At 73.4% G+C, this 19,428-nt stretch carries 19 protein-coding genes; 15 read left to right on the top strand and 4 right to left on the bottom strand.

Annotated features, from left to right (window positions below; all coding sequences use genetic code 11):
• Window positions 1-11: 11 nt before the first annotated feature.
• The 4 genes from ACIP5O_RS01880 to ACIP5O_RS01865 all read left to right on the top strand — a co-directional run bounded on the left by ACIP5O_RS01880 (window position 12) and on the right by ACIP5O_RS01865 (window position 5,092).
• Window positions 12-248 carry a DUF2630 family protein gene (locus ACIP5O_RS01880; protein ID WP_125663395.1) on the top strand — a complete coding sequence of 79 codons (237 nt, stop codon included), beginning with the start codon at window positions 12-14 and terminating at the stop codon, window positions 246-248.
• Between the two features lie 67 nt (window positions 249-315).
• Complete coding sequence (locus ACIP5O_RS01875; protein ID WP_401287343.1) at window positions 316-2,274, top strand: FUSC family protein; 1,959 nt, start codon at window positions 316-318, stop codon at window positions 2,272-2,274.
• 194 nt (window positions 2,275-2,468) lie between these two features.
• Entirely contained in the window at window positions 2,469-3,950 is a 1,482-nt protein-coding gene (locus ACIP5O_RS01870; RefSeq protein WP_401287340.1) for an APC family permease, read from the top strand.
• Window positions 3,951-4,102: 152 nt separating this feature from the next.
• Window positions 4,103-5,092 carry a hypothetical protein gene (locus ACIP5O_RS01865; protein WP_401287337.1) on the top strand — a complete coding sequence of 330 codons (990 nt, stop codon included), beginning with the start codon at window positions 4,103-4,105 and terminating at the stop codon, window positions 5,090-5,092.
• 27 nt (window positions 5,093-5,119) lie between these two features.
• Here ACIP5O_RS01865 and ACIP5O_RS01860 read toward each other — a convergent pair whose 3' ends face one another.
• Complete coding sequence (locus ACIP5O_RS01860; RefSeq protein ID WP_401287334.1) at window positions 5,120-7,171, bottom strand: PhoX family protein; 2,052 nt, start codon at window positions 7,169-7,171, stop codon at window positions 5,120-5,122.
• A 258-nt stretch (window positions 7,172-7,429) separates the two neighbouring features.
• Here ACIP5O_RS01860 and ACIP5O_RS01855 point away from each other — a divergent pair, with 258 nt between their 5' ends.
• Window positions 7,430-9,364 (top strand): VWA domain-containing protein, encoded by a 1,935-nt coding sequence (locus ACIP5O_RS01855; RefSeq protein ID WP_401287331.1) that lies wholly within the window; start codon window positions 7,430-7,432, stop codon window positions 9,362-9,364.
• Between the two features lie 3 nt (window positions 9,365-9,367).
• On the opposite strand, the gene ACIP5O_RS01850 is transcribed toward ACIP5O_RS01855, so the two are convergent.
• A complete protein-coding gene (locus ACIP5O_RS01850) occupies window positions 9,368-10,459 on the bottom strand; it encodes a sensor histidine kinase (protein ID WP_401287328.1) in 1,092 nt (363 codons plus the stop codon).
• A complete protein-coding gene (locus tag ACIP5O_RS01845) occupies window positions 10,456-11,109 on the bottom strand; it encodes a response regulator transcription factor (RefSeq protein WP_401287325.1) in 654 nt (217 codons plus the stop codon). Before ACIP5O_RS01845 ends, ACIP5O_RS01850 begins: the two co-directional genes overlap by 4 nt.
• Window positions 11,110-11,217: 108 nt before the next feature.
• Between ACIP5O_RS01845 and metG the strand changes: the two genes are divergently transcribed.
• Entirely contained in the window at window positions 11,218-12,825 is a 1,608-nt protein-coding gene (metG, locus tag ACIP5O_RS01840) for a methionine--tRNA ligase (RefSeq protein ID WP_401287323.1), read from the top strand.
• Between the two features lie 71 nt (window positions 12,826-12,896).
• Here the strand turns inward: metG and ACIP5O_RS01835 are convergent, their stop codons facing one another.
• On the bottom strand, window positions 12,897-13,235 hold the full coding sequence (locus ACIP5O_RS01835; RefSeq protein ID WP_401287320.1) for a DoxX family protein: 339 nt from the start codon (window positions 13,233-13,235) through the stop codon (window positions 12,897-12,899).
• Window positions 13,236-13,431: 196 nt separating this feature from the next.
• On the opposite strand from ACIP5O_RS01835, the gene ACIP5O_RS01830 reads away from it, so the two are divergent.
• From ACIP5O_RS01830 to ACIP5O_RS01790, 9 genes are all read left to right on the top strand, one after another.
• Window positions 13,432-13,890, top strand: coding sequence for a TIGR03618 family F420-dependent PPOX class oxidoreductase (locus tag ACIP5O_RS01830; protein ID WP_401287317.1), 459 nt, complete (start codon window positions 13,432-13,434; stop codon window positions 13,888-13,890).
• Window positions 13,891-14,237: 347 nt separating this feature from the next.
• Complete coding sequence (locus tag ACIP5O_RS01825; RefSeq protein ID WP_401287314.1) at window positions 14,238-15,092, top strand: helix-turn-helix domain-containing protein; 855 nt, start codon at window positions 14,238-14,240, stop codon at window positions 15,090-15,092.
• A gap of 246 nt (window positions 15,093-15,338) precedes the next feature.
• Complete coding sequence (locus ACIP5O_RS01820) at window positions 15,339-15,716, top strand: hypothetical protein (RefSeq protein ID WP_401287311.1); 378 nt, start codon at window positions 15,339-15,341, stop codon at window positions 15,714-15,716.
• 119 nt (window positions 15,717-15,835) lie between these two features.
• Window positions 15,836-16,309 (top strand): hypothetical protein, encoded by a 474-nt coding sequence (locus ACIP5O_RS01815; RefSeq protein ID WP_401287308.1) that lies wholly within the window; start codon window positions 15,836-15,838, stop codon window positions 16,307-16,309.
• A gap of 289 nt (window positions 16,310-16,598) precedes the next feature.
• Entirely contained in the window at window positions 16,599-16,865 is a 267-nt protein-coding gene (locus ACIP5O_RS01810; protein ID WP_401287305.1) for a hypothetical protein, read from the top strand.
• Between the two features lie 23 nt (window positions 16,866-16,888).
• Window positions 16,889-17,335 carry a hypothetical protein gene (locus ACIP5O_RS01805; protein ID WP_401287303.1) on the top strand — a complete coding sequence of 149 codons (447 nt, stop codon included), beginning with the start codon at window positions 16,889-16,891 and terminating at the stop codon, window positions 17,333-17,335.
• Entirely contained in the window at window positions 17,332-17,871 is a 540-nt protein-coding gene (locus tag ACIP5O_RS01800; protein ID WP_401287300.1) for a hypothetical protein, read from the top strand. The genes ACIP5O_RS01805 and ACIP5O_RS01800 overlap by 4 nt, the downstream gene beginning before the upstream one ends.
• 61 nt (window positions 17,872-17,932) lie before the next feature.
• Complete coding sequence (locus tag ACIP5O_RS01795) at window positions 17,933-18,298, top strand: MerR family transcriptional regulator (RefSeq protein ID WP_401287297.1); 366 nt, start codon at window positions 17,933-17,935, stop codon at window positions 18,296-18,298.
• A gap of 46 nt (window positions 18,299-18,344) precedes the next feature.
• The gene (locus tag ACIP5O_RS01790) at window positions 18,345-19,343 is read left to right on the top strand and encodes a zinc-binding dehydrogenase (protein ID WP_401287294.1); all 999 of its coding nucleotides are present in this window, start codon (window positions 18,345-18,347) and stop codon (window positions 19,341-19,343) included.
• The last annotated feature ends 85 nt before the right edge of the window (window positions 19,344-19,428 follow it).

Here is a 19,428-nt window from a genome sequence, read left to right as displayed (position 1 = left end):
CGCTGGAAGGCATGGACAACGAGGAGATCCTGGACGACATCGGCGCCCTCGTCGAGGAGGAGCGCGCCCTGCGGCAGCGCACCGGCGGCCTCCTGCCCGAGGAGCGCGCCCGCCTGACCGAACTGGAGGTGCGCCTCGACCAGTGCTGGGACCTGCTGCGCCAGCGCCGCGCCAAGGCGGAGTTCGGCGAGGACCCGGACACGGCGACCCTCCGCCCGGCGGCCGAGGTGGAGTCCTACCGCAACTGAGCGACCGGCACCGGCCGGAGCCCGTCGTCCCGGGCGGCGCGGACGCCCCGCCAGTACGTTGGGGGGCATGGCGCGATCCCGAGGAGCCGGACGGCTCGCCCCGCCCGCCTGGCTGACCGCCGGAATGCGGCCCGCCCCCGCGCCGGTCCCGTGGGCCGCCGTCCTGCGCGCCGCCGTCGCCCTGTCCGCGCCGCTCGCCGTCGGCCTGGCCGCCGGCCGGCCCGCGTACGGGGCGCTCGTGTCGATGGGCGCCCTGTCCGGGGTCATCGGGGACACCGCCGACGCCTACCGGATGCGGGTCTTCAACATCGCCGTGCCGCAGCTCTTCGGGGCCCTCGGCGTCACCCTCGGCACCCTCGTCTTCGGCCGCGGCTGGGCCGCCGTCGCCGTCCTCACCTGCGTCGCGCTCGTCTCCGGGATGATCTCCTCGATCGGCGCGGTCGCCTCCGTCTCCGGTCTGCTCCTGCTGCTCAACGCCGTCGTCGGCGCGGGCCTGCCCATGCCCGACCCCTGGTGGACGGCGCCGCTCCTGCTCGCCCTGGGCGGGCTCGTCGTCCTCGCCCTCACCCTCCTCGGCTGGCCGCTGCGCCGCGCCGCCCCCGAGCGGACCGCCGTCGCCGCCACCTACCGGGCGGTCGCCGACCTCTACGAGGCCGCCGGGACGTCCGCGTACGACGAGAGACGGCAGGCCGTCACCGCCGCCCTGAACCACGCGTACGACCTCGTCCTGGCCCGCCGCGCCCGGCAGCACGGCCGCGCCCCCGCCCTGGTCCGGCTGCTCGCCCAGCTCAACGTCGTCGTCCCGCTCGTCGAGGCCGCGCCCGCCGCCCACCTGCGGTCCCGGATCACCGGCCCGCAGCCCGCGGAGGTCCCGGCGGCCGTGCGGGACCTCGCGGACGCCGTCGCCGGGGGCCGCGCCGGCGCCCCCGTCCTCGACCTGCCCGCCCCCGAACGGCCCTCGGAGAAGGCCGTCGACCACGCGCTGCGGCACGCGGCGCACGTCGTCCACGAGACGGACCCCGACGGGTACGACGCCGACGACCGGCTCGGCCGGCCCGCCGCGCTCCGCGTCCGGATCCGCCGCACCACCCGCGCCGTCCTGCTCTCCGGCGCCTCCTGGCGCTACGGGCTGCGGCTCGCGCTCTGCATCGGCCTCGCCCAATCCCTGGTCTCGCTGATCGCCGTGCCCCGCTCGTACTGGGTCGCCCTCACCGTCACCTTCGTCATGAAGCCCGACTTCGGCTCGGTCTTCTCCCGGGCCGTGCTCCGCGCCTTCGGCACCGCCCTCGGCATCCTGCTGGCCGCCCTCGTCCTCGCCGAGGTGCCCCGGGGCTGGTGGGACGTGCCCGTCATGGTGGTGCTCGCGGCCCTGATCCCGGCGTTCTCCGCGAAGGGGTACGCCTTCCAGACGGCGGCCATCACCCCGGTGATCCTGCTGCTCTCCGACACCCTCAACCACCAGGGCTTCGGCCTCGTCCTGCCCCGCCTCTACGACTCGCTCATCGGCTGCGGGATCGCCCTCGTCGCCGGCTACCTGCTCTGGCCCGAGTCCTGGCACGCCCGGATCGGGGACCGGCTCGCGGACGCCGTCTCCGACACCGCCGACTACGTGGCCCGCGCCTTCGCGGACGGCGGGGCCCCCGACCCGCACGCCCGGCTGCGGGCCCGCCGGGCGCTCTACCGGGACCTGTCGACCGTCCGCTCCGAGTTCCAGCGGGCCCTGACCGAACCCCCGCCGACCGGACCCCGCGCCGCCGCCTGGTGGCCGCTGGTCGTCGCCGTCGAACGGATCGTGGACGCCACCACCGCCGCCCGCATCCGGATCGACCACGGCGCCCCCGCCCCGGACCCCGCCGAGGCCGCCGAGGTGGAGCGGGAACTGCGCGAACTCGCCGACGGGCTGCGGGCGGACGACACCCTCGTGGAGGTCCGCACCGAGCTGCCCGGGGACGAGAACGGAGTCCTCGAACCGCTCCGCCAGGAGGTCCGCGCGGCCCGCGCCATCGCCGGTCCCGACCTGCGGTAAACCTCCCCCGGGGGGCGCACGGGAGAACTTACCGGCGGTCACGGAACGGAACCCTCCCCACCGCCGTTACCGGAAACCGTCCCGGCGACTACGATGCGCCCATTCACGGTGATCCGCGCCCGCCGCCGCCGGCAACCGGCCCGGTGGACGCGCCACTTCGCCCTGCCTCACCCCCCGCGCCCCGAGGATCCGCCATGCGCACCACCACCAGCAGAGGGCTCCAGCCCAATGTCCTCGGCACCTTCGACACGATCGTGATGGCCGTCGCCGGCAGCGCCCCCGCCTACTCGCTCGCCGCGACCACCGCCGTCCTCTTCGGCGCGGTCGGCGTCGGCGGCCCCGCCGCCCTGCTGTACTGCGCGATACCCATGCTCGGCATCGTCCTCGCGTACGCCCGGCTCGGCCGGATCGACGTCAACGCCGGCGCCGCGTACTCCTGGGTGGGCCGCACCCTCCACCCCTTCCTCGGCTTCCTCTCCGGCTGGGCGCTCGTCTTCTCCACCACCGTCTTCATGGTGGCCGGTTCGCTGCCCGCCGGGTCCCTCACGCTCGCCCTGGTCGCCCCGGGCCTCGCCGGGCACACCGCGCTCGCGGCGGCCGTCGGCGCCTGCTGGTTCCTGGTGATGCTGCTCGTCGTCCTGGGCGGGGCCCGGCTCACCGTGCGGGCGCAGCTGGTCATGTCCGGGGTCGAGATGCTGATCCTGGTCGGCTTCGTCCTCGCCGCCGTGGCCCACCGGGGCCACGCCACCGCCTTCGACTGGTCCTGGTTCGGCCTCGCCCGGTTCGACGGGCCCGAGGGGTTCGCCGCCGGGGCCCTGATCGCCGCGTTCTACTACTGGGGCTGGGACGTCACCAGCAACCTCAGCGAGGAGACCCGGGACAGCCGCAGGACCGCCGGGGTCGCCGCGCTCGTCGGCGTCGGCTTCGTCTTCGTCCTCTTCGAGGCCATCACCGTCGCCGTCAACGTGCTGCTGAGCTCGGAGGAGATCCGCCGCGCCGGGCCCGACGTCCTCGCCGTCGTCGGCCAGGAGGTCTGGCCCGGCGTCGGCGGCAAGCTCCTCGTCGTCGCCGTCCTCCTGTCCACCGTCGCCACCCTGGAGACCACCCTCATCCAGGTCACCCGCTCGCTCTTCGCGATGGGCCGCGACCGGACCCTGCCGGCCGCGCTCGGCACCGTGCACCGCCGCTGGAACACCCCGTGGGTCGCGATCGCGACGGTCGGCGCGGCGGCGCTGCTGCTGTTCGCCGCCGCCGCGGCGGCCGGGTCCGTGCAGCAGGTCCTCAGCGACGCCGTCTCCGCGATCGGCCTCCAGATCGCCTTCTACTACGGCCTGGCGGGCATCGCCGCCGTCGTCGCCTACAAGGGCCTGCTCTTCCGCTCCGTGAAGAACCTGCTCGTGGGCGGCCTCTGGCCGCTGCTCGGCTCGGCGTTCATGCTGTGGGCCTTCGTCGAGTCGCTCGGCGAACTCTCCACCACCGCCCTCGCCATCGGCCTCGGCGGCCTGCTCCTCGGCGTGGTCCCGCTGGCCGTGTACGGCAGGAGGGGCGGCGACTACTACCGCCGCCCGGCCCGCCTCGACGCCGTCCGCGCCCTCGCCGCCTCGGCCGCCGCGGGCGCGTCCACCCCGGGCGCCCGCACGGGCGGTCGGGACAAGAGCTACGCGACGGACTTCTGAGCCGTCCGGCGGACCGCTCCGGACGGAAAGACCCCGAACGGAAATCCCGCACGGAAATCCCGCACGGAAGTCCCGCACGGAAGACCCCGGACAGAAGCCCCCGAACGGAAGAGACCCCCGCACGACGGCAGCCGCCCGAAGGAGGCCCAGGTATGGCCGTACGCCGCCGCTCCTCGCGCCCGGAACGCCCCGAGCGCTTCGTGCCCGACTTCGACCCGGACTTCGGGGACCGGGCGCTGACCGAGGCGCGCCACGACATCGTCATCGGCCGCTGGCAGGGCGTGCGGGACCTGCTCGCCGCCACCGGCGACGACTGGGCGCGCCGCACCCACCGGATCCGGCTCCTCTCGCACGCCGCCGCGGGCAGCTCCACCGTCGAGACCTGGTGGGCCGCCGAGCCGGGCAACCCGGACGCGGCCGTGCTGCGGGCCGCGACCGAGGTGGTGCGGGTCTTCGACGCGGCCATCGCGGCCGGCCGGGGCGCGGCCGTCGACCGGGGCCGGATCGACGCGGCCGTGGACGCCTGCCGGGGCGCGGCCGGGGCGGCGCCCGCCGACCCCATGCCGTGGGTGTCGCTCCTGTCGGTGGCCAGGCTGTACGAGGGCGGGGTGCCGCGCCGCGAACTGCGCCACTGGTTCGACGAGTTGCGGCGCCGCGACCCGTACAACACCGAGGGACACATCCAGGTGCTGCGGTACTGGTCGGCGCGGTGGCACGGCACGCACGGCAGCATGTACGACTTCGCCCGCGACGCGGCGGGCGTGGCGCCGCCCGGCTCCCCGCTGCCGGTCCTGGTGCAGGTGGCCCGGGTCGAGGAGTACCGCTACATCGCGGACGGGGCCCTGGGCCGGGGCCCGGTCCGCGGCTTCGACCAGCACTGGAAGCACGAGCTGGCGGTGACCGAGCTGCGCCGCACGCACGCCCGCTGGATCGGCGGCCGGGACCCGGGGTCCCCGGTGGCGCCCGAGGAGGTCGGCGACCTCAACTTCCTCGCGCACGCCGCCTGTTACGCGGGTCAGGTGGACATCGCCAGGGAGCTGCTCGGGATGCTGGGGCGGCGGGCGGCGTGGGTGCCGTGGGCGTACACCGGGGACCCGGAGGAGCAGTTCACCCGGTTCAGGGAGGGCCTGGGGGTGGAGTGACCACCCCCGGGCCCGGGCCCCGACCGGTCAGACGCCGATGTCGCGCCCGTCCGTGCGCCAGACGGCGACGACCGAGGGCCGGACGATCTTCCCGGGACCGTCGGGCCAGGTCGACGCGGGCTTCTCGACGGACGCGCCGTCGACCTCGCCCGGGTGCTGCACGGCGACGAGCACGCGCCGGTCCTGGACGAGCGGGCCGCAGGTCTCGGCGCCCTTCGGCACGGTCAGGAACTGCTTCAGCTCACCGCGCCGCTCGCCCTGCACGGCGACGCCGAACAGGCCGTCGTGCGAGCCGAGCTGGTTGCCGTCGGTGGAGATCCACAGGTTGCCGTGCGGGTCGAAGGCGACGTTGTCCGGGCAGGAGATCGGGGAGACCTTCTCCTTGGGGAAGCCGGAGAAGTAGGTCGCCGGGTCGTTCGGATCGCCCGCGACGAGGAACAGGCGCCAGGCGAAGCCGTCCGAGGACGGGTCGTCCCAGTGCTCGGCCAGCTCCAGGATCTGCCCGTGCTTGTTGAGGTTGCGCGGGTTGGCCTCGTCCGCGCCCGCCTTGCCGGCCTTGCCGCGGTCGGTGTTGTTGGTGAGCGCGACGTACACGCGGCCGGTGCGGGGGGACGGCTCGACGTCCTCGGGGCGGTCCATCTTCGTCGCCCCGACCTTGTCGCCGGCGAGGCGGGTGAAGACGTACACCTCCTCGGCGGTCATGCCGGGGACGTGCGAGACGTTCCCGGTGGCGAGCGGGATCCACACGCCGGAGCCGTCGAACTCGCCGTCGTTCGGGAGCTTGCCGGTGCCGTCGACCTCGGCGGCCGGGGAGTCGCCGGTCAGCTTGGCGACGTACAGCGTGCCCTCGTCGAGGAGGGTGAGGTTGTGCTCGCGGGCGGCCCGCGAGCCGCCCTTCTTCATCCGCTTGCTGGAGACGAACTTGTAGAAGTAGTCGAAGCGCTCGTCGTCGCCCATGTAGACGACCGGGCGCCCGTCGGCGGTGAGGCGGGGCTGCGCGGCCTCGTGCTTGAAGCGGCCCAGCGCGGTGCGCTTGCGGGGCGTGGAGTCGGGGTCGTACGGGTCGAGCTCGACGACCCAGCCGAAGCGGTGGACCTCGTGGGGCTCCTGCTGGAGGTCGAAGCGCTTGTCGAACCGCTCCCACTTGCGCTCGGTGGCGCCGGTGCCGACGCCGTAGCGCTTGTCGGTGGCGCTGGAGCCGTTGGCGAAGTACTGGTTGAAGTTCTCCTCGCCGTGGAGGGTGGTGCCCCACGGGGTGGTGCCGCCGGCGCAGTTGTTGAGCGTGCCGAGGACCGTGCGGCCGGTCGGGTCGGCGGAGGTCTTCAGCAGGTCGCCGCCCGCGGCGGGGCCGGTGACCCGGAACTCGCTGGTGGTGTGCAGCCGCCGGTTGAGGTGGTGGCGGGAGACCGGCGTCAGCCTGCCCGTACGGCGCTCCTCCTCGACCACGACGACGGACAGGCCGTGCGCGGCCCAGGCGGTCTCGACCTGCTCGCGGGTCGGGTTCGCGGGGTCGTACCCGCGGAACATCAGGACCTCGTCGGTGTACTCGTGGTTGGCGACGAGGACCTGGCGGTCGCGCTCCCCGGGGAGCGGCAGCAGGGAGAGGAAGTCGTTGTTGTAGCCGAACTGGCCGGCCTGCGCCTTCGCGGTCTGCTTCTCGGCGTCGAAGGCGGGGGCGCCGCGGAGGATGGGCTCGCCCCAGCGGATGACCACGTTCTGGGAGTAGCCGGCGGGGACGGTCACCTTGTCGGCGGTGTTGGGCGCGACGGGGGTGAAGCGGAGGCCGCGGGCGCCGTCGGACGTGACGGGCCGGTGGCCGTGACCGCCGTGGGCCTCGGCGGCCGGGGCCTCGCCGAGGACGGCGGCGCCGCCGACGGCGGAGGCGACGGTGACGACGGCGGCGGCGCGCAGGGCGGAACGGCGGGAGAGGACACCGGCTATGAGGTCGCCGGCGTACTCGTTGTCGCTGGTGTTGGGCACCTCGTGGAAGCAGGCGTCACCGCAGCGGTACCGGCAGGTGAGAGCGGAACGGCCGCCTCCGTGCGGGTTCGTGCTCAGGAGCGGCAGCAGTTTGCGCACTTCGTCCTCCTCCGGCGCAGCACTGCGCCGACATGGCGTCGGGATGTCTTCGGCGGTGACGCTAGGTGCGCGTTCCGGCACGGGGGCGGCGGGGGAATGAACGCCGGATGAATGCGGGGCGACCGAGGGCGACCGGGGCACGGGGGTGGCGGGAAGTGGCCGCTAACCTTACGTATCCGCCCTGGCCAGGGATGAAAGTCCCGAAACACCCAGTACGGACATTCACACTGCACCCCACTCATGCGAAAGGGTTCGCCCATGGGTATTCGGAGCATGCTGCGCAAGGTGTTCGGCCGGGACCGCGAGGAGTCCCCGGCGACCTCCGTCCCGTCCCAGTCGCGTGAGGAGACGGTGGAGCCGTTGGAGGCTCCGGAGACGGGGGCGCCCCGGGAGACGTCTGAGGCCTCCGAGACGCCGGAGGCTCCAGAGGCTCCGGAGGCGGAGGCCCGCCGGGCGGCGGACGACCTGGTGGCGGCGTCCTTCGACAACCCGCAGGTCCCGAAGGCGCGGTCGGCGGAACCGGAGCCGGAGCCGGAGCCGGCCGTCGCCGACGCGGAGGAAGGGTCCCCCGCCCTCTCGGCCGCGGCCGAGGCGGCGGCGCGGGACACGGCGACCGTTTCCGTGGCGGAGCCCGTGGAGGTCTCCTTCCCGGAGGAGCGGGACGACGAGGCCGGGGTGGACCCGGAGGTGGCCGCCGTCGAGATCTCGTACCCCGAGACCACGGACGAGCCGAAGACCTGCGAGGTACCCGCCGCACCGGAGCCCGGCACCCCTGCCCAGGAGACCGAGGAGCCCACCGGGAACGCCCCGGCGCAGCCCCACGCCGAGGACGAGGCGGAGCCTGTCGCGGAGCCGGTGGCGGAACCGGTGGCAGAGCCGGTGGCGGAACCGGTCGCTGAGCCGGTGGCGGAACCGGTCGCAGAACCGGTCGCCGAGCCAGTAGCAGAACCGGTGGCAGAGCCGGTCGCAGAACCGGTGGCGGAACCGGTGGCGGAACCGGTCGCAGAACCGGTGGCGGAACCGGTAGCAGAACCGGTCGCAGAACCGGTCGCTGAGCCAGTGGCAGAACCGGTCGCGGAACCGGTGGCAGAGCCTGTCGCGGAGCCGGTGGCAGAACCGGTGGCAGAGCCGGTCGCTGAGCCAGTGGCGGAACCGGTCGCTGAGCCAGTGGCAGAACCGGTCGCGGAACCGGTCGCGGAACCGGTGGCGGAACCGGTCGCGGAACCGGTCGCAGAGCCGGTCGCAGAGCCGGTGGCAGAGCCGGTCGCTGAGCCAGTGGCAGAACCGGTCGCAGAACCGGTGGACCCGGCCGAAGAGGCTTCGTCGGAGGCGGAGGCCGTCGCTCCGGAGCCCGAGGCCGTCGTGGTGGCCGCCCCCGCCCCGGAGGCCGAAACCGCCGCCGTCGAGCCCGAGACCGCCGAGGCGACCGCTCCCGGGCCGGAGGCGACCGCGCCGGTGCCGACGCCGGAGGCCCCCGTGATCACCGCCCTGGAGCCCGAGGCCCAGCCCGTCGCCGCCCCGGCGGCCGCCGGCCCCGCCCTCTCCCTCGCCGGGGTCAAGGCCGCCGCCCCGCACCTGGCCGACGCGTACAAGGCCGCCGGGGTCGTGCTCAAGAAGCAGGGGCTCACCGGGGCGCGGGCCGCCGTGTACCTGGTCGTCGACCGGTCCGGCTCGATGCGCGGGTACTTCAAGGACGGCTCCGTGCAGCGGCTCGCCGAGCAGACGGTGGCGCTCGCGGCGCACCTCGACCCGGACGCCGCCGTCACGACGGTGTTCTTCTCCACGGACGTCGACGGCACCGCCGAGCTGACCCCCGCCACGCTCTCCCCCACCGGCATCGAGGAGATCAACGCCGGTCTCGGCCGCCTGGGCCGCACCCACTACCACCGCGCCGTGGAGGAGGTCCTCGCCCACCACGAGAAGACCGACCCCACCCGCCCGGCCCTGGTCGTCTTCCAGACGGACGGCGCGCCGGACGCGAGGACGGCCGCCACGCAGGCGCTGGCCGGGGCGGCGGACCGCCCGCTGCACTGGCGTTTCGTGGCCTGGGGCGAGGCGGACAACAAGGCCTTCGACTACCTCAGGAAGCTCGACGGCACGCCCCGTACCGCCGCGTACTTCCCGGGCGCGGCCCCGGCCGGGACGGCGCACGCCGCGTTCTACCGGGGCCTGCTCGAAGGCCTGGAGCTGTAGGTCCTAGGGACGGGTGGCGGTGACCGGCAGGGTCACCGTCACCGTGAGCCCGCCGCCCTCCCCGGCGCCCCGCGCCACCGCCGTGACGCTCCCGCCGTGGGCGACGGCGATCGACCGGACGATGGAGAGCCCGAGCCCGGCGCCGGGCCCCGTCCGGTCGCGTCCCTCCCCTCTCCGGAAGGGCTCGAAGAGGCCCTCGACGTCGTCCGGCGGGACGACGGGCCCGGTGTTGACGACGGTCAGGACGCCGCCCTCCACCCGCACGTCGACGGTGCCCCCCGGCACGTTGTGGACGACCGCGTTCGCGACGAGGTTCCGCACGAGCTGCCGGAGCAGCACCCGGCTCCCCCGTACGACGCCGTGCTCCGCGCCTCCGACGACCGCGTCCTCGCACTCCTCCGTCACGACCTCGGCGAAGGGCACGTCCTCGCGCTCCGCGAGCCCCCGTTCGCCGCGGGCGAGGAGGAGCAGGCCGTCGAGGAGGCGTTCGCTGTGCCGGTTGGTGTCGAGGAGGACCTGCCGGACGCCGCAGTCGTCGTCCAGCCCGATCTGGATCGCCGCGCGCTGGGTGGCGAGCGGGGTGCGCAGCTCGTGCGAGGCGTTGGCGATGAACCGCCGCTGGCTGTCGAAGGCGGCCTCCAGGCGCCCGAGCAGCGCGTCGATCGTGTCGCCGAGCTCCTTCAGCTCGTCGTCGGGCCCGCGCACCGCGAGCCGCTCGTCGAGGTTCCGCTCGGAGAGGCGCCGGGCGCGGGCGGTCATCTCGTGGACGGGCCGCAGGACGCGCCCCGCCGTCCACCAGCCCACCACCACGGCGCCGCAGGCGATCACGAGCAGGGACAGGCAGGACCACATGAGCATCTGCTCGTTCGCGGCCCGGCCGACGTCGTCGCCGATGCGGTACGCCTCCACGACGGCGACCCCGCCGCCCCCGCCCGCCCGCGCCACGATCGCGTCCGTCTCCCCGTTCGTACCGGCCCTGACCAGCAGGTTCACCACGAGCAGCAGCAGCGCGCCGAGGACCAGGAAGACCCCTCCGTACACGAGGGCGATCCGGGTCCGGATGGTCGATCCGGCTCCCAGGCAGCCGCCGCTCACAGCACGTACCCCACGCCCTGCACGGTCCGGATCAGCCCCGGCTCCCCCAGCTTGGCGCGCAGCTTGCTCATGCAGACGCGGACGGCTCCGGTGAAGGGGTCGGCGTGGGCGTCCCAGGCGCGTTCGAGGAGTTCCTCTGCGGAGACGGCGGCGCCGTCGGCCTCCAGGAGGATCTGGAGGACGGAGAACTCCTTGGGGGAGAGGTCGAGGTCGCGCCCGTCGCGGACGGCGGTCCGCCGGACGGTGTCCATGCGCAGCCCGGCCCGCGCGAGGAGCGGCGGCAGGGGCCGGGCGGAGCGGCGGCGCAGGGCGCGGACGCGGGAGACCAGCTCGGGGAACTCGAAGGGCTTGCCGAGGTAGTCGTCGGCTCCCAGATCGAGCCCCTCCACCCGGTCCTCGACGGCCGTGGCGGCGGTCAGCATCAGGATCCGGGTGCGGGAGCCGCCGGCGACGAGCCGCCGGGCCACGTCGTCGCCGTGGACGCGGGGCAGGTCGCGGTCGAGGACGAGGACGTCGTACGCGTACAGGTCGAGCCGCTCCAGGGCGTCCTCGCCGTCGTGGACGGTGTCGACGGCGAATCCGGCCCGCCGCAGGCCGGTGGCGACGAGCCCGGCGAGCACCCGCTCGTCCTCCGCTACGAGTACACGCATGCCCCCATCCTCACCGAGCCGCGCCGCTCCGCCGCCCCCGGCCCCCACCCGCCCCCACCCCCCATAAGGATGTGAGTGGATCTTCGGCGGACCGTTAGGATTTCGACCATGGCGGCCACTGGATCCGAGAAGCAGGGGGCGAAGGCGTTCTACGTCACGACCCCCATCTACTACGTCAACGACGCTCCTCACCTGGGCCACGCCTACACGACCGTAGCGGGCGACGTGCTCACGCGCTGGCACCGTCAGCGCGGCGAGAAGGTGTGGTACCTCACCGGCACGGACGAGCACGGTCAGAAGATCATGCGCACGGCCGAGGCGAACGACGTCACGCCCCAGGCCTGGTGCGACAAGCTCGTGGAAGAGGCGTGGAAGCCCCTCTGGGAGCACCTGAACATCGCGAACGACGACTTCATCCGCACCACGCAGAAGCGTCACACCGACCGCGTGCAGGAGTTCGTGCAGGACCTGTACGACAAGGACGAGATCTACAAGGGCGGGTACGAGGGCCCGTACTGCGTGGGCTGCGAGGAGTTCAAGCTCCCCGGCGACCTCGTCGAGGCGGAGGACGGCACGAAGCTGTGCCCCGTCCACAAGAGGCCGGTGGAGATCCTCAAGGAGGAGAACTACTTCTTCAAGCTGAGCGCGTACGGCCCGAAGCTCCTGGAGTTCTACGAGGCGAACCCGGGCTTCATCCAGCCGGAGTCGGCCCGCAACGAGGTCGTGAACTTCGTCAAGCAGGGCCTGGACGACCTCTCGATCTCGCGCTCGACGTTCGACTGGGGCATCCCGGTGCCGTGGGACGAGAAGCACGTCATCTACGTGTGGATCGACGCGCTCCTGAACTACGCGACGGCCGTCGGCTACAACGAGAACCCGGCGAAGTTCGAGGAGACGTTCCCGGCGGACGTGCACCTGATCGGCAAGGACATCCTGCGGTTCCACGCGGTGATCTGGCCGGCGATGCTGATGGCGCAGGGCCTGCCGGTCCCGGGGCGGGTGGCGGCCAACGGCTGGCTGATGGTCGGCGGCGAGAAGATGTCGAAGTCGAACCTGACGGGCATCAAGCCGCAGGACCTGACCTCGCACTTCGGCGTGGACGCGTACCGCTGGTACTTCCTGCGGGCGATCGCGTTCGGCCAGGACGGCTCGTTCTCGTGGGAGGACTTCACCGCCCGCTACACGAGCGAGCTGGCGAACGACTACGGCAACCTCGCGTCGCGCGTGGCGGCGATGGTCGGCAAGTACTTCGGCGGCGAGCTGCCGGCGTCGGCGGCGGACGGCGACGCGGAGAAGGCGGTCCACGAGGGCCTGGCGAAGGCGGTCGCCACGGCCGACCTGAAGATCGGCGAGGAGCTGGACTTCCAGGCCGGCATCCTGGCGATCTTCGACTTCGTGAAGCAGGTCAACGGCTACATCACGGAGCAGGAGCCGTGGAAGGTCGCGAAGGACGAGTCGGAGGAGGGCCGCGCCCGCCTGGCGACGATCCTCTACACGGCCGCCGAGTCCCTCCGCGCGGTGGCGGTCCTCCTGAACCCGATCATGCCGGAGACCTCCCAGGCCCTCTGGGACTCCCTGGGCGCGGAGGCGTCGCTCGGCGCCCTGGCCTCGCAGCCGGTCCAGGACGCGGCCACGTGGGGCCGGCTCCCGGCCGGCGCGACGGTGACGAAGGGCGCGGTGCTGTTCCCGCGCCTGGAGGAGCCGAAGAAGGACTGACGGTCCTACGACCGTGAACGAAGGCCGCCGCACCCGTACGCACGGGGGCGGCGGCCTTCGCCGTGCACGCCTCACACCAGGGCGAGCACGGCCACGGCGGGCGCCATGTAGACCAGCGGGAAGGGCACGTGGCCGTACGCGCGGGCCCGCAGGACCGTGACCACGGCCCCGGCGAAGTACAGGACGAGTCCGACGGCGGCCAGGACGCCGACGACGGGCACGGCGTACCCGACGAGCAGCCCGACGGCCCCGGCGAGCTTGGCGGCCCCGAGCGCGTTCCACCACGCCCGGGGCACCCCGTACGCGGCGAGCGGCCCCACGACGAACTCGGCGCGCACGAGGACCGCGACTCCGGAGAACCCGGCCATGAACGCGGCGACGGCGGTGACGACGGTGGCGGTGGTGGACATGACGGGCTCCTTCGACGCTCCCGGCGCCCGACCCGACCGGGCCGGACACCGCACTGACGGAGCGGGGAGGGAAAGTGTGACGGCCGGCGTCCGCGACGATGCGCGATGGTCCACGATGATCCGCGACGAAAAGGTCTGCAAAAAGATTTCTGCGTGAAGCGGAATATCCTTGCCAGTCAGGCGAGTTGTGCTGGACATGACTCAGAACCCGGGGCCCCGGCCCCTGTCCGACGACGCGCTCTCCGAGCTGCTGAGCACGCAGCGGTTCGGCACCCTCGCCACCAACAAGAGCAGTGGCCATCCGCACCTGACGACCATGCTCTACAGCTGGGACGCCGGGGAGCGCGTCGTGCGGTTCTCCACCACCGCCGACCGCGTCAAGGTCAAGCAGCTCCGGCGCGACCCGCGCGCGTCCGTGCACGTCCCGGGCGGCGACGTCTGGTCGTTCGCCGTGGCCGAGGGCGAGGCCGAGGTGTCCGGGGTCACGACCGTCCCGGGGGACGCCGTCGGACGAGAACTGCTCGCGATGATCCCGGAGTCCGCGAGGCCCGAGGACGAGGACGCTTTCCTGACCCAACTGGTCGCCGAACGCCGCGTGGTCATCCGGCTGAAGGTGTCCCGCCTGTACGGGACGGCACTCGACGTCAACGGCTGAACCCGGACGCGGCCCATCCCTTTTCCGTACGCGCGACCTCGGTCTCCCCCTGTCGTCGTCTCCACGCGGCATCCGGCTCGCCGGAGCACGGAAACCCGTGCTCCGGTGGGTCGGGCTGCCTTCCCAAGGAACGAGGAGAGAGAAAGAACCCTCACCAAACCCCACCCCTCCCCGCCCCGTTGGGCTCTCACCCTCAGGAGTGAAAGGCACGGAAACCGCCGCTAAGGGGTGGGTTGCCGGTTCTATCCTCGGCGCGATTGGCATATGACCGCAGACATGCGTCGGCCCCCGCCGGGAGTGGAGTCCCATAGGCGGGGGCCTGACCACCGAGGAAGTGAGGCTTCCTGATGGGTACCCAGAACCCTAGCGCGCGCCCCCTCGCCCCGTCCCGTAACGGCGGGCAAAACCGCCCGATGCGGCGAGGTTCGGGTCCCCGTCGTGTCGGCGGCGTCGTCCACGAGAACGTCCGCCACACCACCCGGTTCACGGTGGTCGGGAACCACCTCGCCCAGCACGCCGAGCTGTCGCTGCTGGCCATCGGCCTGGCCGTGCACATCCAGTCGCTGCCCGGTGGGGCGGCCGTCGACATCAAGAGCCTCGCCAAGCGCTTCCCCGAAGGGGCGTGCCGGATCGCCGCCGGGCTGCGCGAGCTGGAGGCCCACGGCTACCTGCGCCGCGAGCTGGAACGCGGCGAAACCGGGAAGATCGTGACGCTCACGATCTCCTGCAACCACCCGGGCCGGCCGGCCGCCGAGGAGGAGACGGAGCGCAGGGCCCCGGCCCGCCGCCCGGAGGCCCCGCGCAGGGCCCTGCCCGCCGTACCGCGGCCCGCGTACCCGGCCCCGGACCTCCTGCGGGCGGCCCTCGGCGTCCTCGCCGGTCTGCGGCGCGAGGATCCCCGCCTGCACCTGTCGGCCGCCGAGACCGAGCACCTGGCGCCGGGGGTCGTCGCCTGGCTGGAGCGCGACCTGCCGCCGGAGGCCGTCCACCGGGTCCTGACCTTCGACCTGCCCCAGGAACCCCTGCACCGCCCGGCCGCCCTCCTGGCCCACCGCCTGTCCGCTCAGCTCCCGCCCCTGCCGCCGCTCGGCCCCCGGGACCCGGAGACCCCCCGGCACCCCCTCCAGAACTGCGACGTCTGCGACCGCGCCTTCCGGGGGCCGGAGCCGGGCACGTGCGGGGCCTGCGCACCGGTGGAGTAAGGCGCGGTGGCGGCGTCGGTCGGAGGGACGGGGCCCGGGCCCACCACGGGGAGCACGGCCAATGGCCCCGCCACTCATGGGCGTTGTCGTTCGTCAGTGGCTATCGTTGGCTGTCCTCGCACGGCCCCGGGGCGGTCTGCGGCCGGTCGAAGGCCTGCGGCGCATGGCCCCGTGGACAGCGGGGTGCGGCACCGCCGCGAGGGCACACGTCCCGGTCAGACGCTCCACCCGATCCCTGGAGGTTCCATGAAGTCCGTCATACGAAAGGCGGCAGGCCTCGCGGGCGCCTTCGTGGCCGTCGCGGCCATGTCCGTGACCAGCGCCCCGGCGGCCCACGCCGAGTCCCCCACCCACGGCTGCCCGTACCCCTACGTCTGCTTCTACGTGGACGAGCACGCCTGGAACGCGGGCACGCCGGTCGCGAAGTTCCGCGACGTCACGAGCTCCTACCAGGCGGTCACGGCCCGCCCGCACTACCACGTCGTGAACACCCGGAACGACGACGTGGCGTACCTGCGGCTCCAGAGCGGGGGCTCGGTCTGTCTGCCGCCGAACTTCGACACCGTGTTCGCGAACTCCTACAGCGTCAACGGCATCAGGATCTCCAGCAGCTCCACCTGCTGAGGCCGTTCGAACGGCGGGCGCGGGGCAGTGCGTCCGCCAGGAGGGGACGGCCCGCCCATCGGCGCTGGTCCTCGACCACGAGGAGCGGTTGACGGTCGTACGGTTTCACGGGGGTGGACATGACGGAGCGGGACAACAGCGTCCTCGACCTGCTTGAGGCGCTCGGGCGGCAGGGCGTGGTGGAGGCGGGCGGAGGAGTACCGGAAACCGCGCCGGACCTCAAGACCGCCTTCTACGCCATGGCGGGGTACGAGGTGGAGCCGACCACGACGGTCCCTCAGAAGGACCCGGACGCGCGGAAACGAGTGGACGCCCTCTGGCACGAGGAGGCGGAACGGCTGGGGATTTTCGATCAGGACGGAGAGTTCTTGCTGTACGCCGGATACCCGGGTTCCCGGGCCAGGGGATGGATCAGGATGAGGGACGCGACCGGCGCCCGCCTCCCCTCCCGCATCGCCGCCGCGACCGGGAACCAGGAGTTCATCGCGGCGTCCCTGGACGGAAGGTCGATGTGCGCCGTCTCGGTCGAGGAGTACGACGACTGGATCATCACGCACTCCTTCGAAACGGCCGAGGGAAGGACCGGTCCGTGACGCCCGTCCCGGCCCTGGTGAATCCCGCGGACCTCGTCCGCCTGTACGGAGAGGTCCCGCCCCTCGACACGTTCCGGCTGCGAGCTCTCCACCTGTCCTGGACGGGGCCGACGGTCACGCTGCGCGTGGACCTCTCGACGAACTCGTCCGCGTCTACGGCGGAAGCAACTGGGACGACTACCTGTACGTCCTCGAACCCGGCTGTCCCAACGGGCATTACGACCTCCTCACCTGGGCGGAGCAGCAGGCCGAGGACCTGGAAGACCTGTGGGCGTACGAGGAGAAGCCGGTGGAGCTGGGGGAGGACGGGGCCCGGGTCGTCCCGTGGGCGGTCACGGACAACGGGGAGTGCCTCTACTGGCTCGTCCGGCCCGGTCTCGCTCCGGACCGGTGGACCGTCATGGTGAACGAGGCGCGCGGCGCCCGCTGGGAGCACTTCTCCGTGTCCTGCACGCGATTCCTCGCGTCCGTCCTCTCCGGGGAGTTGCGCTCGGACGTCCTCTCCTCCTCGTTCCCCCGCGCCGTACACGCGTTCCGTCCGCTCGGTCCGGCATGACGGGGCGGAAGGAGCCACCGACCGTGATCGAGGTGAGGTTCTCGGTCCGTCCGGGGCAGGGCGGACCCAGTGTGTTCGACCTGGGGGACATCGTCTGCGAGGGAGAGAGCGGTCCGGTCCGGTCGGCCGATCGCGGGTTGATGGTCTACCTGTCGGTGGCCCTCCTGCTCGACGACCTCGGCCCCCTGCTCTTCGGCAAGCGGCCGAACCTCTCGTTCACCGGCGTCGACACGTCGGTCCGGATCGATTTCGAGCGTGCCGGAAAGGGGTTCGTCTCGGTCTCGTCGAGAGGGGTCCCGGTGGGCAGGGCCCGGGTCGAGGACCTCGCGCGGACGTTCCTCCGCGCCGCCGAGGAACTCGCCGAACAGGGTCTGTCGAGCCTCCCGGCGGGGGATGCGTCATGGAGCGATTACTTCACGGCCGTACGGAGGTTCCGCGCGGCGATGGAGACGGGGGTGGCAGGGGCGTGAGCCACGGCGACGACCGGGACGGGCTCTCCCGTACCTCGCTGGAGGACCTGGAACGGCTCGCGTCGGCGCCCGAGGTGGAAGCCTGGCCCCCGGAGCAGTGGAACGGGCTGCGGGACCTCGCCGTCGGTCGCATGCAGCGCGCCGACCTCCCCGCCGCGGCCAGGATCCGCTGGGGCCGGCTCGCGCTCTCCGCGCTCCCGGGGACGTACCCGGAGGGGCCGTCGCAGCGGATGCTGATCGGGTCGGCCCGCGTACGCGCGTACCTGATCGGGGAGTTCGGACCCGACGGCACCGACCCCGCCCGGGACCTCCCCGCGCTCCGCGCGGACGTCATGCGGAACCTCGGGATGCCGAGGGAGACGGCCGCGCGTCTGGCCGGCGAGTGGCGGGGCCTGCCGCGGGAGCAGGTGCTCCGGTTGCGGTACGTCAAGAACCTGCTCTCCGCGCTGCGTCCCGTCCTGCCGCTCCTGGAGGACGGGGGCTCCTCCACGGAGGAACTCCGCGCCTGGCTGGAGCTCGCTCCCAGGCTGCCCTGAACGGGCCACGTCCGACCGTGCGAGCGGAAGACCCCGGCGCTCCCGGGCGTTGTCTCCCCGTATGAAGATCGGTGAGGCTTCCAGGGTCAGCGGCGTGAGTCCGAGGTCGTTGCGCCACTACGAGCACGAGGGCCTGATCGTCCCGGGCCGCTTCGACAACGGGTTCCGCGACTACTGCCGGTCCACGATCGACCGGGTGCTCGTCATCCGCTCGCTGCTGGAGTCCGGGCTGCCGGTGCGGCTGATCAGGGAGGTGCTGCCGGAGGCCGGTGGCGGTACGGATACGGCCACGGACGCGGTGGACGCCGCGTTCCTGCGCGAGGTGCGGAACCACCGCGACCGGCTCGCCGCCCGCATCGCCGTCCTCAGCGACCAGCAGGCCGCGCTCGACGCCTACCTCCGCGAGGCCCGCCGCCCCGGCGCATGACGGCCGCTTGACCTTGACGCAAGTGTCAGGCCTCTACGTTCGGCGCATGGACACCGACGAGCAGCACGTACGCGCACTGGTCCAGCGGTCCCGTCGGGGACCGGACGACCTGACCCTCACGACCGAGCACCCCCGGCCCGTCCCGGGGCCCGGCGAGTACCTGATCCGCGTCGGTGCCGCCGGGGTCAACTTCGCGGACGTCATGCAGACCCGGGGGACGTACGGAGGCGGCCCGGGCGCGCCCTACGTGGCGGGCTTCGAGGCCGCCGGCGAGATCGTGGGCGCCGGCCCGGACGTCGAGGGCCCGCTGCCGCTCGGGACCCACGTCGTGGGGGTCGGCCCGGGGGCCTTCGCGCAGTACATGACGATGCCGGCGGCGGGCGTGCTTCCCGTGCCGTCCGGGTGGAGCGACGCCGAGGCGCTCGGCCTGGTGCTCAACTGGGCCACCGCCCTGGCGGCGTTGCGGCCGCTGGGCGGGGTCGAAGCGGGCGAGACCGTACTCGTCCACGCGGCGGCCGGAGGCGTGGGGCAGGCCGCCGTCCGCCTCGCCCGGCACTACGGCGCGCGCGTGATCGCCACGGCGTCACCGGCGAAGCACGGGGCCGTCGCGGCGCTCGGCGCCGACGTCGTCCTGGACGGCCGCCGACCCGATCTGGCCGAGGAGATCACCCGGCTGACCGGCGGGGTCGACCTGGTCCTGGAGTCGGTGGGACGGGCCACGTTCGGGACCAGTCTCGCGGTCGCCCGGCCCTTCACCGGACGCGTCGTCGTCTTCGGCGCCGCCTCCGGAGACGCCACCCTGACCACGCACGACCTGGTCTTCACCCACCAGGTCCAGCTCAAGGGCCTGCACATCGGCGCACTCGCGGCCGCGGCCCCGTCCCTCTACCGGTCCCTGCTGGACGAACTCGAAACGCTCATCGCCCGGGGCGTGTACCCGCCCGGCACCCCGGACGTCCGCCCCCTGTCCGAGGGCCCGGCCGTGCTCCGGCACCTCGAAGCGGGCCTGACCACCGGCAAGCTCGCCCTCGATCCATGGCGCTGAGAACCCTCTCGGTGCCTCGGTGCGGTCGCGCCCCTTTCACGGCAACCTGACAAAGACGGCCGGGCCCGCGGCGGGGTCCGGGGGG

Origin of the sequence: Streptomyces sp. NPDC088915 (genome assembly GCF_044749825.1) — a bacterium.
Taxonomy (GTDB): Bacteria; Actinomycetota; Actinomycetes; order Streptomycetales; family Streptomycetaceae; genus Streptomyces.
The sequence above is the reverse complement of the archived record's forward strand: the minus strand, read 5'-3'. Positions and strand labels throughout refer to the sequence as shown.

Coding starts and splice junctions, on each gene's coding strand:
- ACIP5O_RS01820 (WP_401287311.1), top strand. CDS start 15,339: ATGAAGTCCGTCATACGAAAGGCGGCAGGCCTCGCGGGCGCCTTCGTG.
- ACIP5O_RS01830 (WP_401287317.1), top strand. CDS start 13,432: ATGACTCAGAACCCGGGGCCCCGGCCCCTGTCCGACGACGCGCTCTCC.
- ACIP5O_RS01835 (WP_401287320.1), bottom strand. CDS start 13,235: ATGTCCACCACCGCCACCGTCGTCACCGCCGTCGCCGCGTTCATGGCC.
- ACIP5O_RS01880 (WP_125663395.1), top strand. CDS start 12: ATGGACAACGAGGAGATCCTGGACGACATCGGCGCCCTCGTCGAGGAG.
- ACIP5O_RS01825 (WP_401287314.1), top strand. CDS start 14,238: ATGGGTACCCAGAACCCTAGCGCGCGCCCCCTCGCCCCGTCCCGTAAC.
- ACIP5O_RS01790 (WP_401287294.1), top strand. CDS start 18,345: ATGGACACCGACGAGCAGCACGTACGCGCACTGGTCCAGCGGTCCCGT.
- ACIP5O_RS01855 (WP_401287331.1), top strand. CDS start 7,430: ATGGGTATTCGGAGCATGCTGCGCAAGGTGTTCGGCCGGGACCGCGAG.
- ACIP5O_RS01875 (WP_401287343.1), top strand. CDS start 316: ATGGCGCGATCCCGAGGAGCCGGACGGCTCGCCCCGCCCGCCTGGCTG.
- ACIP5O_RS01870 (WP_401287340.1), top strand. CDS start 2,469: ATGCGCACCACCACCAGCAGAGGGCTCCAGCCCAATGTCCTCGGCACC.
- ACIP5O_RS01815 (WP_401287308.1), top strand. CDS start 15,836: ATGACGGAGCGGGACAACAGCGTCCTCGACCTGCTTGAGGCGCTCGGG.
- ACIP5O_RS01845 (WP_401287325.1), bottom strand. CDS start 11,109: ATGCGTGTACTCGTAGCGGAGGACGAGCGGGTGCTCGCCGGGCTCGTC.
- metG (WP_401287323.1), top strand. CDS start 11,218: ATGGCGGCCACTGGATCCGAGAAGCAGGGGGCGAAGGCGTTCTACGTC.
- ACIP5O_RS01865 (WP_401287337.1), top strand. CDS start 4,103: ATGGCCGTACGCCGCCGCTCCTCGCGCCCGGAACGCCCCGAGCGCTTC.
- ACIP5O_RS01795 (WP_401287297.1), top strand. CDS start 17,933: ATGAAGATCGGTGAGGCTTCCAGGGTCAGCGGCGTGAGTCCGAGGTCG.